The 14,800-nt window shown below is 60.4% G+C and carries 14 protein-coding genes; 9 read left to right on the top strand and 5 right to left on the bottom strand.

The features are described from left to right. Positions 1–148: 148 nt before the first annotated feature. Positions 149–904: an L-ornithine N(alpha)-acyltransferase gene (gene olsB, locus ACIOWA_RS01010; RefSeq protein WP_339430682.1), complete on the top strand. Its 756-nt coding sequence runs from the start codon at positions 149–151 to the stop codon at positions 902–904. Further along, a complete protein-coding gene (locus tag ACIOWA_RS01005; RefSeq protein WP_339430681.1) occupies positions 904–1,695 on the top strand; it encodes a lysophospholipid acyltransferase family protein in 792 nt (263 codons plus the stop codon). The genes olsB and ACIOWA_RS01005 overlap by 1 nt, the downstream gene beginning before the upstream one ends. A 50-nt stretch (positions 1,696–1,745) precedes the next feature. Here the strand turns inward: ACIOWA_RS01005 and ACIOWA_RS01000 are convergent, their stop codons facing one another. Beyond that, positions 1,746–2,330 carry an ACP phosphodiesterase gene (locus ACIOWA_RS01000; RefSeq protein ID WP_339430680.1) on the bottom strand — a complete coding sequence of 195 codons (585 nt, stop codon included), beginning with the start codon at positions 2,328–2,330 and terminating at the stop codon, positions 1,746–1,748. A 168-nt stretch (positions 2,331–2,498) separates the two neighbouring features. Between ACIOWA_RS01000 and ACIOWA_RS00995 the strand changes: the two genes are divergently transcribed. The 3 genes from ACIOWA_RS00995 to ACIOWA_RS00985 are packed head-to-tail and all read left to right on the top strand — an operon-like array spanning position 2,499 to position 5,071. Further along, a complete protein-coding gene (locus ACIOWA_RS00995) occupies positions 2,499–2,819 on the top strand; it encodes a helix-turn-helix transcriptional regulator (protein WP_221731397.1) in 321 nt (106 codons plus the stop codon). Between the two features lie 5 nt (positions 2,820–2,824). Continuing rightward, entirely contained in the window at positions 2,825–3,991 is a 1,167-nt protein-coding gene (locus tag ACIOWA_RS00990) for an MFS transporter (protein ID WP_339493676.1), read from the top strand. Positions 3,992–4,021: 30 nt separating this feature from the next. Continuing rightward, the gene (locus tag ACIOWA_RS00985; RefSeq protein WP_339465977.1) at positions 4,022–5,071 is read left to right on the top strand and encodes an alkene reductase; all 1,050 of its coding nucleotides are present in this window, start codon (positions 4,022–4,024) and stop codon (positions 5,069–5,071) included. A 204-nt stretch (positions 5,072–5,275) separates the two neighbouring features. Here the strand turns inward: ACIOWA_RS00985 and emhR are convergent, their stop codons facing one another. Then, the gene (gene emhR, locus ACIOWA_RS00980; RefSeq protein ID WP_221731400.1) at positions 5,276–5,908 is read right to left on the bottom strand and encodes an efflux system transcriptional repressor EmhR; all 633 of its coding nucleotides are present in this window, start codon (positions 5,906–5,908) and stop codon (positions 5,276–5,278) included. A 263-nt stretch (positions 5,909–6,171) separates the two neighbouring features. Here emhR and emhA point away from each other — a divergent pair, with 263 nt between their 5' ends. The 3 genes from emhA to emhC are packed head-to-tail and all read left to right on the top strand — an operon-like array spanning position 6,172 to position 11,954. Continuing rightward, on the top strand, positions 6,172–7,329 hold the full coding sequence (gene emhA, locus ACIOWA_RS00975) for an efflux RND transporter periplasmic adaptor subunit EmhA (RefSeq protein ID WP_401157734.1): 1,158 nt from the start codon (positions 6,172–6,174) through the stop codon (positions 7,327–7,329). Between the two features lie 3 nt (positions 7,330–7,332). Continuing rightward, the gene (locus tag ACIOWA_RS00970; protein ID WP_401157732.1) at positions 7,333–10,497 is read left to right on the top strand and encodes an efflux RND transporter permease subunit; all 3,165 of its coding nucleotides are present in this window, start codon (positions 7,333–7,335) and stop codon (positions 10,495–10,497) included. Continuing rightward, entirely contained in the window at positions 10,494–11,954 is a 1,461-nt protein-coding gene (emhC, locus tag ACIOWA_RS00965) for an efflux RND transporter outer membrane subunit EmhC (protein ID WP_339430675.1), read from the top strand. Before ACIOWA_RS00970 ends, emhC begins: the two co-directional genes overlap by 4 nt. Here the strand turns inward: emhC and ACIOWA_RS00960 are convergent, their stop codons facing one another. Continuing rightward, positions 11,955–12,284 carry a hypothetical protein gene (locus tag ACIOWA_RS00960; protein WP_401157730.1) on the bottom strand — a complete coding sequence of 110 codons (330 nt, stop codon included), beginning with the start codon at positions 12,282–12,284 and terminating at the stop codon, positions 11,955–11,957. Between ACIOWA_RS00960 and ACIOWA_RS00955 the strand changes: the two genes are divergently transcribed. Then, the gene (locus tag ACIOWA_RS00955) at positions 12,283–13,542 is read left to right on the top strand and encodes an OprD family porin (protein ID WP_401157728.1); all 1,260 of its coding nucleotides are present in this window, start codon (positions 12,283–12,285) and stop codon (positions 13,540–13,542) included. The genes ACIOWA_RS00960 and ACIOWA_RS00955 overlap by 2 nt on opposite strands. Positions 13,543–13,595: 53 nt before the next feature. Here the strand turns inward: ACIOWA_RS00955 and pcaC are convergent, their stop codons facing one another. After that, on the bottom strand, positions 13,596–13,988 hold the full coding sequence (gene pcaC / locus ACIOWA_RS00950) for a 4-carboxymuconolactone decarboxylase (protein ID WP_007917093.1): 393 nt from the start codon (positions 13,986–13,988) through the stop codon (positions 13,596–13,598). A gap of 10 nt (positions 13,989–13,998) precedes the next feature. Next, positions 13,999–14,790: a 3-oxoadipate enol-lactonase gene (pcaD, locus tag ACIOWA_RS00945; RefSeq protein WP_401157726.1), complete on the bottom strand. Its 792-nt coding sequence runs from the start codon at positions 14,788–14,790 to the stop codon at positions 13,999–14,001. Between the last annotated feature and the right edge of the window lie 10 nt (positions 14,791–14,800).

Raw genomic sequence — 14,800 nt, 5'->3', positions numbered from 1 at the left:
GCTCCTCGTGGGTTGTCATATAAGCATCACCAAACGTTCATGGCGATGACACCGGGGCTACATAGCCTGACTTTGCACAACACGGCTGCATAAAGAAAGTCGATCGGCTGCAACCCACGACGGGTTAAAGGCCCGTACGGAGATTCACATGACTCAGATCGCCCGCATCAGCGACACCGGCAATGAACGCCGCCTGCAAGCCGAACGCCTGATCGGCGCCGAGGCCTTGCAGCAAGCCCAGGCCTTGCGCTTCAACGTCTTCAGCGGCGAGTTCAACGCCAAACTGAAAGGCGCTGAACGAGGTCTGGACATGGATGATTATGATGTTCACTGCAGCCACATCGGTGTGCGTGACCTGAACACCGGCCGCCTGGTGGCGACCACTCGTTTGCTCGACCACACCGCCGCCAGCAGCCTGGGCAAGTTCTACAGCGAAGAAGAATTCAGCCTGCATGGCCTGGCGCATTTGAAAGGCCCGATCCTGGAAATCGGCCGCACCTGCGTCGACCCGGCCTACCGCAACGGCGGCACCATCGCCGTGCTGTGGGGCGAACTGGCCGAAGTGCTCAATCAGGGCGGATACAGCTATTTGATGGGCTGCGCGAGCATCCCGATGCAGGACGGCGGCGTGCAGGCTCACGCGATCATGCAGCGTCTGCGTGAACGTTATCTGTGCACCGAACATTTGCGTGCCGAGCCGAAAAATCCGCTGCCGGCCCTGGATATTCCCTCCAACGTGATTGCTGAAATGCCGCCGCTGCTCAAGGCCTACATGCGCCTGGGCGCGAAAATCTGCGGCGAGCCGTGCTGGGACGAAGACTTCCAGGTCGCCGACGTGTTCATCCTGCTCAAGCGCGATGAACTCTGCCCGCGCTACGCCAAGCACTTCAAGGCAGCGGTGTAATGCGCCGTTTGCGGGTGTACGCGCGAGTCGCGCGAGTGCTGCTGGTGGTGACGCTGGGGTTGACCATGGCCAGTGTTTTCGGGATGTTTGAGCGTATTGGCCTGGCCCATTCGATGGAGCGCCGGCAGCGCTGGTCGCGCTTTTTCATGGCGCGCCTGAGCAATGCACTGCCCTTTCGCGTGAGCGTTCACGGCGAGCTGCCGAAACAGCCGATGCTGTGGGTCAGTAACCACGTTTCATGGACGGATATTCCGCTGCTCGGCATGCTCACGCCGCTGTCGTTTCTGTCCAAGGCCGAAGTACGCACCTGGCCGGTCGCCGGTTGGCTCGCGGCGAAGGCCGGCAGCCTGTTCATCCGCCGGGGTTCAGGTGACAGCCAGTTGATCCGCAAGCAGATGACCCGTCACCTGCAAACCGACCATCCGCTGCTGATGTTCCCGGAAGGCACCACCACCGACGGCCGTTCGCTGCGCACCTTTCATGGTCGCCTGTTGTCGGCGGCGATTGATTCCGAGGTGATGCTGCAACCGGTAGCGATCCGTTATCTGCGTGACGGCGAAATCGACGCGTTGGCACCGTTCATTGGTGACGATGACCTGCTGTCGCACTTGATGCGTCTGTTCAGCAATGACTGCGGCGATGTCGAAGTGCATCTGCTCAAGCCGATTGCCTGTCAGGGGCGCGAGCGGGCGGCGCTGGCGTTCGAGGCACAGCAGGCGGTGCAGAAGGCGTTGTTTGGGGCGATCCCGGACACCCAACAGACCCCGATGCGCCCGGCAATCGCGGCCTGATACACAGGCTCCCACAGCGGCCGTGCCCCCTGTGGGAGCAAGCTCCCACATCAGGTTTTCAAGGGCTCGGCGTGTCGGGCGAAATCCTGAAGTTGTGGGTAGAACAACGCAAAATCCTCACTCAACGGCTCATACAAACGCCGCAATTCCTGCATCGCACCCGCCAGCTCTTGCGGCCGGGTCAAGCGTCGGGAGATCCCGCGCAACACCTGCTCCAGCACTTCAAACTCCTGATACGACCCCAGCCAGTCATTGGCAACCATGTGCGGCGCGATCTTCGCCAGACGCTCGGGCAGTTGTCGCTCAAGCGATAGCACCCGATAGACGTCCGTCGTGAACTGCTCCAGCGGCTGCTCGGCGTACAAACGCCAGTCTCGCGCCAGACAATGGTCGAAAAACACGTCGAGGACGATCCCGGCATAACGTCTTCGAGTAGCGCAAAACCGCCGCAACGCGACGTCCACCTGCGGATGGCGATCGGTGAAGACATCAATCCGCCGGTGCAACTGGATGGCCGCCTCGACCTCCGGCGCAAACTGCCCCTGCAGCCGGCCTTTGACGAAGTCGCCATACAAACTGCCGAGTAATTGGCCCGGGCGCTGGCCACCGAGGTGCAAATGTGCGAGATAGTTCATGGGCGCAGCTTAGCACTGCGCCTTCATCGTTACACTCAACGTATCGTTATAACCCGATATACCGATTTACACGGTCGTCAGATCAAAAACATATTGGTATATCGCGAAATACCGATTTAAAGTTCGCCTCATCGCGATATAGCGCTACAGACATCACGAGCCCAAGCCATGAACCTCGACCTCGACGAAATAATAAAAGCCCTGGCACACCCAGTACGACGAGACATCCTCATCTGGCTGAAAGATCCCAAAGTCCAGTTTCCGGAACAGATTCACAACCACGAGTACGGCATCTGTGCCGGGCAGATCGACCAGCGCTGCGGCCTGTCGCAGTCGACGGTGTCCGCCCACCTCGCCACGCTGCAACGCGCCGGGCTGATCAGCAGCCAGAAGGCCGGTCAGTGGAACTTCTTCAAGCGCAACGAGGACGTGATTCAGGCGTTCCTCGACGCCATCGTCAAAGAGCTCAGCGCTCCCCCAAGGAATTGATGCACATGCCCCTCTCGCTACTTATTCTGGCCTTGAGCGCCTTCGCCATCGGCACCACCGAGTTCGTCATCATGGGCCTGCTGCCCGATGTGGCGGCCGACCTTGGTGTGTCGATCCCGGGCGCCGGCTGGCTGGTGACCGGTTACGCCCTGGGCGTGGCCATCGGTGCGCCGTTCATGGCACTGGCCACCGCCAAACTGCCGCGCAAGGCTGCATTGGTTGCGTTGATGGGCATTTTCATTGTCGGCAACCTGCTCTGCGCCATTGCAGGTGATTACAACGTGCTGATGTTTGCCCGTGTCGTCACCGCGCTGTGCCACGGTGCATTCTTCGGCATCGGCTCGGTGGTGGCGGCCGGTCTGGTGGCACCGAACAAACGCGCTTCGGCAGTCGCGTTGATGTTCACCGGCCTGACCCTGGCCAACGTGCTGGGAGTGCCGTTGGGGACTGCGCTGGGTCAGGAAGCCGGCTGGCGTTCGACCTTCTGGGCAGTGACCGTCATCGGTGTGATTGCGCTGATCGGCCTGATCCGCTTCCTGCCGGCCAAGCGTTACGAAGAAAAACTCGACATGCGCGCCGAACTCGCCGCCCTCAAAGGAGCCGGTATCTGGCTGTCGCTGAGCATGACCGCGCTGTTCGCAGCCTCGATGTTCACCCTCTTCACCTACGTCGCCCCGCTGCTTGGCGATGTCACCGGTGTTTCGCCAAAAGGCGTGACCTGGACCCTGCTGTTGATCGGCCTCGGCTTGACGGTCGGCAACATCATCGGCGGCAAACTGGCAGACAAACGCCTGGGCGCCACCCTGATCGGCGTGTTCGTGGCGATGGCAGTGGTTTCCACTGTGCTGAGCTGGACCAGCGTCGCGCTGATCCCGACTGAAATCACCCTGTTCCTCTGGGCGACCGCTTCCTTCGCTGCCGTGCCGGCCCTGCAAATCAACGTGGTGACCTTCGGCAAGGCTGCGCCGAATCTGGTGTCGACCCTGAACATCGGCGCCTTCAACGTCGGTAACGCTCTCGGCGCCTGGGTCGGCGGCAGCGTTATCGCCCACGGTTTCGGGCTGACCAGCGTGCCTCTGGCCGCAGCCGCCCTGGCAGTGCTCGCCCTGCTGGTGACCCTGATTACTTTCCGTCAGAACGGCAATGCCGGTCTGGCTCCTGCTACCCACTGATTAACCACTTCACTGACGAGGGTTGTACACATGGCAACTATTTTCGATCCGATCAAACTGGGCGACGTCGAGCTGTCCAATCGCATCATCATGGCCCCGCTGACCCGTTGCCGCGCCGACGAAGGCCGCGTGCCGAACGCGCTGATGGCCGAGTATTACGTGCAGCGCGCCTCTGCCGGCCTGATTCTGAGCGAAGCGACTTCGGTGACACCGATGGGCGTCGGTTACCCGGACACCCCAGGCATCTGGTCGAACGATCAAGTGCGCGGCTGGGCCAACGTGACCAAAGCCATTCACGGCGCTGGCGGCAAGATTTTCCTGCAACTGTGGCACGTCGGCCGGATTTCTCACCCCTCGTACCTCAATGGTGAAGCGCCGGTCGCACCGAGCGCCATCCAGCCCAAAGGTCACGTCAGCCTGGTGCGTCCACTGGCCGACTACCCAACCCCACGCGCACTGGAAACCGCTGAGATCGCCGACATCGTCGACGCCTACCGCACCGGTGCCGAGAACGCCAAAGCCGCCGGTTTCGACGGCGTGGAAATCCATGGCGCCAACGGTTACCTGCTCGACCAGTTCCTGCAAAGCAGCACCAACCAGCGCACCGACAACTACGGTGGTTCCCTGGAAAACCGTGCACGTCTGCTGCTGGAAGTGACTGACGCCGCCATCGAAGTCTGGGGCGCCGGGCGTGTTGGTGTGCACCTGGCACCGCGTGCGGACTCCCACGACATGGGCGACGACAATCTGGCTGAAACCTTCACTTACGTGGCTCGCGAGCTGGGCAAACGTGGCATCGCGTTTATCTGCTCGCGCGAGAAAGAAGGCGCCGACAGCCTCGGCCCGCAACTCAAGGAAGCTTTCGGCGGCCCGTACATCGTCAACGAACGTTTCACCAAGGACAGCGCCAATCAATGGCTGGCGGCCGGCAAGGCTGACGCCGTGGCGTTCGGCGTGCCCTTCATTGCCAACCCGGATCTGCCGGCACGCCTGAAGGCCGATGCGCCGCTGAACGAGCCGCGTCCTGAGCTGTTTTACGGCAAAGGCCCGGTTGGCTACATCGACTATCCGACGCTGTAACTCTTAATGCAGGAACGCAAAAGCCCCGACTCGCAAGAGCCGGGGCTTTTTCTTGGGGCCCGGTATTGGGGCCGCTAACATTCCTTCACACAGGCGACACAAATTCCCTACAAAATGCGTGGCTGGCTACCGATAAACTGCGAACCGCAAACGTATATAAAAACGGGCCAATTGACATAAGCTGTGCCCATTACGCGCTTGTTTTCATCGGCGCAAACTGGGGCTCAGGCGCAGCATGTCCAACCCTGTATCGACCCAGCGCTCGGCTTCGGCATGCAGTTCGAAGCTGTCCGGGGCCAACAGCCAGCCATACAGGAGGCCATCGATATAAGCATGAATGCTGATGGCCGCTCGGGCAGTGTCGAGATCTTCAGGCAACTGGCCGCGATTCACCGCATTACGCAGGGTCAGCCCGATACGCACATTGCAATCGAGACTGGCCGTCCGGCGCTGCTGGCGCAGATCGCACATTTCATCGGTGAATTCGCACTTATGAAACAGAATTTCGTTGATACGCCGGGTCTTCGGGTCCAGAGCAACTTGATGAAACAAATGAATCAGCAGCTTACGCATGCAGCCCAGCGGGTCGAGTTCATCCTCGCTCTCACTGGCCTTGGCCAGTTCATCCAGCGGCTCGTGCAAGCTATCGAGCATGGCCTGGACCAGGTCGGCCTTGTTGCTGAAATGCCAATATATGGCGCCGCGCGTGACGCCGGCCATGCTCGCGATATCCGCCAGCGTCGTACGAGCGACGCCCCTTTCATAGAAGGCTTTCTCTGCCGCTTCCAGAATCTGGCTGCGGGTTTCTTGAGCTTCCTCTTTGGTACGACGGACCATGACAGTAAAACCTCAAACAGGATGTTTCAGGGATGGCTGAATATCCGCTGAATAAAGAGGGGGCGATCTCTCGCGGATCGACTCCCCGGCCTACAATTTCGAACCTTGCGACGTTTTTTGTAACAGGGTGGATACGACGCCAAGGTGTTTACAAACAACCATGAACGTAAGTATATTCCTTAGCAAGCTACTTATCCACCCGGCAGTTTTTTTTACTTCCACACTTCTTGTGCGCTTTTCGCGCGCCTGACCCGAGGATTTTCATGCAATTCAAGCCAGCTGTTACCGCTCTGGTCACTGCCGTCGCCCTGGCATCGCTGCTCAGCGGATGTAAAAAGGAAGAAGCGGCCCCAGCCGCTCCGCCTCCTCAGGTCGGCGTCGTCACCCTGCAACCACAAGCCTTCACCCTCACGTCCGAACTGCCGGGCCGCACCAGTGCGTTCCGCATCGCTGAAGTTCGCCCTCAGGTCAACGGCATCATTCTCAAGCGACTGTTCAAGGAAGGCGGTGACGTTAAAGCCGGCCAGCAGTTGTACCAGATCGATCCGTCGGTCTATGAAGCCACCCTGAAAAGCGCCGAAGCCAACCTGCGTTCGACCAAGTCGATCTCCGACCGATACAAGCAACTGGTCGATGAACAGGCCGTCAGCCGCCAGGAATACGACACCGCCGTGGCCAACCGCATGCAATCGGAAGCGTCGCTGCAAAGCGCGCAGATCAACGTGCGTTACACCAAGGTTTATGCGCCGATCTCCGGCCGTATCGGCCGCTCTTCGGTGACCGAAGGTGCGCTGGTCAGCAACGGCCAGACCGACGCCATGGCGACGATCCAGCAGCTCGACCCGATCTACGTCGATGTGACCCAGTCGTCAGTTGAATTGCTGGAACTGCGCCGCGAGCTGGAAAGCGGTCGTCTGCAAAAATCCGGCGACAACGCTGCAGCGGTCAAGCTGACCCTGGAAGACGGCAGCCAGTACAAGCTCGACGGTAAGCTGGAATTCTCCGAAGTATCGGTCGATCCGACTACCGGTTCGGTAACCCTGCGCGCGGTCTTCCCGAACCCCGACCACACCTTGTTGCCTGGCATGTTCGTCCACGCCCAGTTGCAGGCGGGTGTGAACAGCGCCGCGATCCTCGCCCCGCAGCAAGGCGTGACCCGTGACCTCAAAGGCACACCGACCGCACTGGTCGTTGGTCCGGACAACAAGGTCGAGTTGCGTCAGCTCAAGGCCAGCCGCACCGTCGGCAACCAGTGGCTGATCGAAGACGGACTGAAGGCCGGCGATCGTCTGATCACCGAAGGCCTGCAATTCGTCAAACCCGGTGCCGAGGTCAAACCGACCGAAGCGACCAATGTCGGCGCAAACAACCCGGCCCCCGCACAGGCAGCTGACAAAGCCGCCGGCGGCAAAGGGGAGTAACCCATGTCAAAATTCTTCATCGACCGTCCGATTTTCGCCTGGGTAATTGCCCTGGTGATCATGCTGGTCGGGGCACTATCGATCCTCAAGTTGCCGATCAACCAGTACCCGAGCATTGCGCCACCGGCCATTGCGATCTCCGTGACCTACCCGGGCGCTTCGGCGCAAACCGTGCAGGACACCGTGGTTCAGGTGATCGAACAACAGCTCAACGGTATCGACAACCTGCGTTATGTGTCGTCGGAAAGTAACTCCGACGGCAGCATGACCATCACCGCGACCTTCGAGCAAGGCACCAACTCCGACACCGCGCAGGTGCAGGTTCAGAACAAACTGAACCTCGCGACTCCGCTGTTGCCGCAGGAAGTGCAGCAACAAGGTATCCGCGTCACCAAGGCCGTGAAAAACTTCCTGCTGGTGATCGGCGTGGTCTCGCGTGACGGCAGCATGAGCAAGGACGACCTGTCCAACTACATCGTGTCGAACATGCAAGACCCGATCTCGCGCACCGCCGGTGTCGGTGACTTCCAGGTCTTCGGTGCCCAGTACGCGATGCGCATCTGGCTCGACCCGGCCAAGTTGAACAACTTCAACCTGACCCCGGTCGACGTGAAAACCGCCATTGCGGCGCAGAACGTCCAGGTCTCGTCCGGTCAGCTCGGCGGCTTGCCGGCCGTGCAAGGTCAGCAACTGAACGCGACGATCATCGGCAAGACCCGTCTGCAAACCGCCGAGCAGTTCAAGGAAATCCTGCTCAAGGTCAACAAGGACGGCTCGCAGGTTCGCTTGAAAGACGTCGCCGACGTTGGCCTGGGTGGTGAAAACTACGCGATCAGCGCCCAGTTCAACGGCAGCCCGGCTTCCGGTCTGGCAGTGAAACTGGCCAACGGCGCCAACGCCCTGGACACGGCCAAAGCCCTGCGCACCACCATCGACAGCCTCAAGCCATTCTTCCCGCAAGGGATGGAAGTGGTATTCCCGTACGACACCACTCCAGTGGTGACCGAGTCGATCAAGGGTGTGGTTGAAACCCTGGTCGAAGCGATCGTGCTGGTATTCCTGGTGATGTTCCTGTTCCTGCAGAACTTTCGCGCCACCGTCATCACCACGATGACCGTGCCGGTGGTATTGCTAGGTACGTTCGGCATCCTCGCCGCCGCCGGTTTCAGCATCAACACCCTGACCATGTTCGGTATGGTGCTGGCCATCGGCTTGCTGGTGGACGACGCCATCGTCGTGGTGGAAAACGTCGAGCGGGTGATGGCGGAAGAAGGCCTGTCGCCGAAGGAAGCGACCAAGAAGTCCATGGGCCAGATCCAGGGCGCACTGGTCGGTATCGCGCTGGTACTGTCGGCGGTATTGCTGCCGATGGCATTCTTCGGTGGTTCGACCGGGGTAATCTACAAGCAGTTCTCGATCACCATCGTTTCGGCCATGGGCCTGTCGGTGCTGGTAGCTTTGATCTTCACTCCGGCGCTGTGCGCGACCATGCTCAAACCGATTCCTCATGGTGAGCATGGCACGCCGAAAAAAGGCTTCTTCGGCTGGTTCAACCGCAACTTCGACCGCAGCGTCAAAAGCTACGAGCGCGGCGTCGGCAACATCTTGAGTCAGAAGGTCCCGTACTTGCTGGCCTACGCGCTGATTCTGATCGGCATGATCTGGCTGTTCATGCGTATTCCTTCGTCCTTCCTGCCGGAAGAAGATCAGGGCGTACTGTTCGCTCAAGTGCAAACCCCGGCCGGCTCCAGTGCCCAGCGCACTCAGGTGGTCGTGGATGAAATGCGTGAGTACCTGCTGCGTCCGACCAAGGACGGCGGTGAAGGTGACACGGTTGCCTCGGTGTTCACCGTGACCGGCTTCAACTTCGCCGGCCGTGGTCAGAGCTCGGGTATGGCGTTCATCATGCTCAAGCCATGGGACGAACGTGACGCCGAGAACAGCGTGTTCAAACTGGCGGCTCGCGCCCAGCAGCACTTCTTTACCTTCCGTGATGCGATGGTGTTCGCCTTCGCCCCGCCAGCGGTACTGGAATTGGGTAACGCCACCGGTTTCGACGTGTTCCTGCAGGACCGCGCCGGTATCGGTCATGAAAAACTGATGGAGGCACGCAACCAGTTCCTCGGGATGGCGGCGCAGAGCAAGGTGCTGTCGCAGGTGCGCCCGAACGGTCTGAATGACGAGCCACAGTTCCAGCTGGAAATCGACGACGAGAAGGCCAGTGCCCTCGGCATTACCATCAGCGACATCAACAACACCTTGTCGATTGCCTTGGGCAGTAGCTACGTCAACGACTTCATCGACCGCGGTCGCGTGAAAAAGGTGTACGTGCAAGGTCAGCCGGATTCGCGCATGAACCCGGAAGACTTGAAAAAGTGGTACGTACGCAACGCCAGCGGCAGCATGGTTCCGTTCTCGGCATTCGCCAAGGGCGAGTGGATCTACGGCTCGCCCAAGCTCTCGCGCTATAACGGCGTAGAGGCGGTGGAAATCCTTGGTGCCCCGGCTCCGGGTTACTCCACAGGTGAAGCCATGGCTGAAGTCGAGGCCATCGCCGCGAAACTGCCGAAAGGCGTGGGCATCTCCTGGACCGGTCTGTCCTATGAAGAGCGTCTGGCAGGGTCGCAAGCCCCTGCACTGTTCGCGTTGTCGCTGTTGATGGTGTTCCTGTGTCTGGCGGCACTCTACGAGAGCTGGTCGATTCCGATCGCAGTCGTGCTCGTGGTGCCGTTGGGGATCATTGGTGCTCTGCTCGCGACCAGTCTGCGCGGCCTGTCCAACGACGTGTACTTCCTGGTGGGCCTGTTGACGACCATCGGTCTGGCGGCGAAAAACGCCATTCTGATTGTTGAATTCGCCAAGGAGCTGCACGAACAGGGCGCCAGCCTGCGCGACGCAGCCATCGAGGCTTGCCGCATGCGTCTGCGTCCGATCATCATGACCTCGCTGGCGTTTATCCTCGGCGTGGTACCTCTGGCGATTTCCAGCGGCGCAGGTTCAGGTAGCCAACACGCCATCGGTACGGTGGTAATCGGCGGTATGCTCACGGCCACGATCCTGGCGATCTTCTGGGTCCCACTGTTCTTCGTCACCGTGTCGTCCATTGGCCAGCGCAAAAACGCCGGCAAGGATGACGCCAAAGAAACTCCTAAAGAGGCTGGCCAATGAGCAAGTCGCTACTCTCCCTCGCAGTCGCCGCCTTCGTGCTGAGCGGTTGCTCGCTGATACCTGATTATCAGCAGCCTGAGGCTCCGGTCGCAGGCCAGTACCCACAGGGCCCGGCGTATTCGCCGGCCCAGGCACCGGCGCAAGCCGCTGCCGAGCAGGGCTGGAAGCAGTTTTTCCATGACCCGGCCCTGCAACAGCTGATCCAGGTCTCGCTGGAAAACAACCGCGACCTGCGTGTTGCGGCACTGAACATCGACGCTTATGCGGCCCAGTACCGCATCCAGCGCGCCGACCTGTTCCCGGCGGTTTCGGCCAATGGCAGCGGCAGTCGTCAGCGTCTGCCGGCGCGTGCGTCGCAGACCGGCGAGTCGATGATCAGCAGCTCCTACTCCGCCACGGTCGGCGTCAGTGCCTACGAACTCGACCTGTTCGGTCGGGTTCGCAGCCTGAGCGAACAAGCGCTGCAACAATACTTCGCCACCGAAGAAGCGCGCCGCAGCACCCAGATCAGCCTGGTCGCCAGCGTCGCCAATGCGTATATGACCTGGCAGGCCGACAAGGAACTGCTCAAGCTGACGCAAGACACCCTCGGTGCCTTCGAAGAAAGCTTTAAGCTGACCAGCCGCAGCAATGAAGTCGGTGTCGCTTCGGCACTGGATCTGGCTCAGTCGCGTACCTCGGTGGAAAATGCCCGTGCCCAATTGGCGCGTTATACCCGTCAGGTCGCGCAGGACGAAAACAGCCTGACCCTGCTGCTCGGCACCGGTATCCCGGCCAATCTGCAAGCGGCCAAACCGCTGGCCGACGACCTGCTCAGCGACGTACCGCCCGGTCTGCCTTCGGATCTGCTGCAACGTCGTCCGGACATCATGCAAGCCGAGTACAACCTGAAGGCCGCCAACGCTAACATCGGCGCAGCGCGTGCAGCGTTCTTCCCGAGCATCAGCCTGACCGCCAACGCGGGCAGCCTGAGCCCGGATCTGTCCGGCCTGTTCAAGGGCGGTTCGGGTACGTGGCTGTTCCAGCCGCAGATCAACCTGCCGATCTTCAACGCCGGCAGCCTGCGCGCCAGCCTCGACTACGCCAAGATCCAGAAGGACATCGGCGTGGCGAACTACGAGAAGGCGATTCAAACCGGCTTCCAGGAAGTCGCCGACGGCCTGGCCGCCCGCCAGACCTACACCGATCAGTTGCAAGCGCAGCGTGACTTTGTACAGGCCAACCAGGATTACTACCGCCTGGCCGAACGTCGTTATCGCATCGGCGTCGACAGCAACCTGACCTTCCTCGATGCCCAGCGTCAGTTGTTCAGCGCGCAACAGTCGCTGATCACCGACCGCCTCGCGCAGCTGACCAGTGCGGTCAACCTGTACAAGGCCCTGGGCGGTGGCTGGAATGCGCAAACCGCGCAGAACGAACCGCTGAAAGAAGAAGCACCGAAGATGAAGCTGTTCTGATCATCCGGTGAATACAAGAGCCCGCCATTTGGCGGGCTTTTTGTTGCCGGCAGGAAAGTCGTGGGGCCGGCACAACCACCACAAAGCCGCAATTAATCTTGCGTTCGATAATCGCCCAAAACCCGCTTTCCCCAATTGAAACCCCACTGCCGCGCCCCGCACCATTCGCTCCACAAAACCAATAACAACAGGTTCGACAACATGCCCCCGCGCCCTGCCCTGTCTGGCTGATTGCCTTCGCTTGATCTCCCCATTGCATTCCATGTCTGCCCCCTGAAAGCGGCGGCAGCGCACCCGCTCGACTATAAAAACCAGAGAGACCCAATCCATGACAGCCTCCCCTGCGCCTTACGTATTCCCCGGTTTGATCGCCCTGGCCCTGGCCGGCGCCGCACTGCCCGCCACGGCTGAAGAAGCCGGATTTGTTGAAGGCGCGAAGGTCAACCTGAACCTGCGCAACTTCTACATCAACCGTAACTTCACCAACCCGACCAAGGCTCAGGGCAAGGCTGAAGAGTGGACACAAAGCTTCATCCTCGACGCCAGGTCCGGCTTCACTCAAGGCACCGTCGGTTTCGGCATGGACGTGCTGGGCCTGTATTCGGTGAAGCTCGATGGCGGTAAAGGCACGGGGGGTACGCAGTTATTGCCGCTGGATAATGACGGCCGCCCGGCGGACAAATTCGGGCGCACCAACGTGGCGTTCAAAGCGAAGTTTTCCCAGACAGAAGTGAAAGTCGGCGAGTGGATGCCGGTGCTGCCCATCCTGCGTTCGGACGATGGTCGCTCGCTGCCGCAAACCTTTCGAGGTGGCCAGATCACCTCGAAGGAAATCGATGGCCTGACACTCTACGGCGGCCAGTTCCGCGCCAACAGCCCGCGCGACGACAGCAGCATGAACGACATGTCGATGTCCGGCAAAGCGGCGTTCACCTCCGATCGCTTCAACTTTCAGGGCGGCGAATATGTATTCAATGAAAAACGCACACAGATCGGTGTGTGGAATGCCGAACTCAAGGACATCTACAGCCAGCAATACTTCAACCTGATCCACAGCCAGCCGCTGGGCGACTGGACCCTGGGCGCCAACCTCGGTTTTTTCTACGGCAAGGACGACGGCAGCGCCCGCGCTGGCGATCTGGACAACAAGACCTGGTCGGGTCTGTTCTCAGCCAAATACGGCGGCAACACCTTCTATGTCGGTCTGCAAAAACTCACCGGCGACAGCGCGTGGATGCGGGTCAACGGCACCAGCGGCGGCACCTTGGCCAACGACAGCTACAACGCCAGTTATGACAATGCCCAGGAACGCTCCTGGCAACTGCGCCACGACTACAATTTCGCGGCCCTCGGCGTGCCGGGCCTGACCCTGATGAACCGCTACATCAGCGGCGACAATGTGCATACCGCAACCACCACCGATGGCAAGGAATGGGGACGCGAATCGGAACTGGGTTACACCGTACAAAGCGGCACGCTCAAGGATTTGAACGTCAAGTGGCGCAACTCGACCATTCGCCGCGACTTCAGCAACAACGAGTTCGACGAGAACCGTTTGATCGTCAGCTATCCGATCAGCTTGCTGTAACCGCACGCCTGCTCCCCCAGTTGATCGTGTTTCAACTGGGGGAGCAGGCTAGATCACTCTCGGGATTCAACACCCAGTTCATCCCAAACCGATTCGGCCAGATGAAAAGTGGCATTCGCCGCAGGAATCCCGCAATAAATCGCGCTCTGCATGATCACTTCCTTGATCTCGCCACGGCTCACGCCGTTATTGGCTGCGGCCCGAAGGTGCAGTTTGAGCTCACCTTCGCGGTTCATGCCGATCAACATGGCGATGGTGATCAGGCTGCGGGTATGGCGAGGCAACCCCGGACGCGTCCAGATATCACCCCAAGCGTGGCGAGTGATCATCTCCTGGAACTCCGAGTTGAACTCGGTCAGCGTGGTCAGGCTGCGATCAACGTGAGCATCACCCAGCACCGCACGGCGCACTTGCATGCCTTCGTCGTAACGTTGTTTCTCGTCCACAAAAACGTCCTCAGTTAGCCTGCAAAAAAGCCAACACGCGATCACTGAAATCCGCACCGGCCTGTACGTTGGACAAATGCGCCGCGTAGAACTCGGCGTACTCGGCCCCGCGTACATGCTCCTGAATGAAACGCCCGCCAGACGGCGGCGTGACAGCATCTTCAGTGCCGGCGATCACCAGCAACGGCACAGTGATCGAGGCGATCTGATCACGAAAATCGGCATCACGTACCGCCGCACAATTGGCCGCGTAGCCTTCAGGTGAAGTGGCCGCGAGCATGTCGGTAATCTGCTGGGCCGCTGCCGGCTGGGCCGCGGAAAAATCCGGGGTAAACCAACGGGCAATCGAGGCATCACGCAGGGAGACCATCGCTGCCGCGCCGTCACGCAATACGGTTTCGATGCGCGGGTTCCACACCGCTGGCTCGCCGATTTTCGCAGCGGTGTTGCACACGATCAGCGTGTGCAAACGGTGCCCGGCGTTGATCCCCAGCCACTGGCCGATCAAGCCGCCCATCGACAGACCGCAGAAATGCGCGCGCTCAATGTGCAGCGCATCCAGCAGCGCCAGCACGTCGCGGCCCAATTGCTCGATGCTGTACGGCCCCGGCGTCACCAGCGATTGGCCGTGGCCACGGGTGTCGAACCGCAACACACGAAAATGCTCGGTGAACGCCGGCATTTGCGCATCCCACATGTGCAGGTCGGTACCCAGGGAGTTGGACAGCACCAGCACCGGCGCATCGACCGGGCCTTCAATGGTGTAGTGCAGTTCGCCATCGGCGAGTTGAACGAAAGCCACAGCCGTCTCC

This window comes from Pseudomonas sp. NPDC087614, from assembly GCF_044743485.1.
Classification (GTDB): domain Bacteria; phylum Pseudomonadota; class Gammaproteobacteria; order Pseudomonadales; family Pseudomonadaceae; genus Aquipseudomonas; species Aquipseudomonas baetica_A.
The sequence above is the reverse complement of the archived record's forward strand: the minus strand, read 5'-3'. Positions and strand labels throughout refer to the sequence as shown.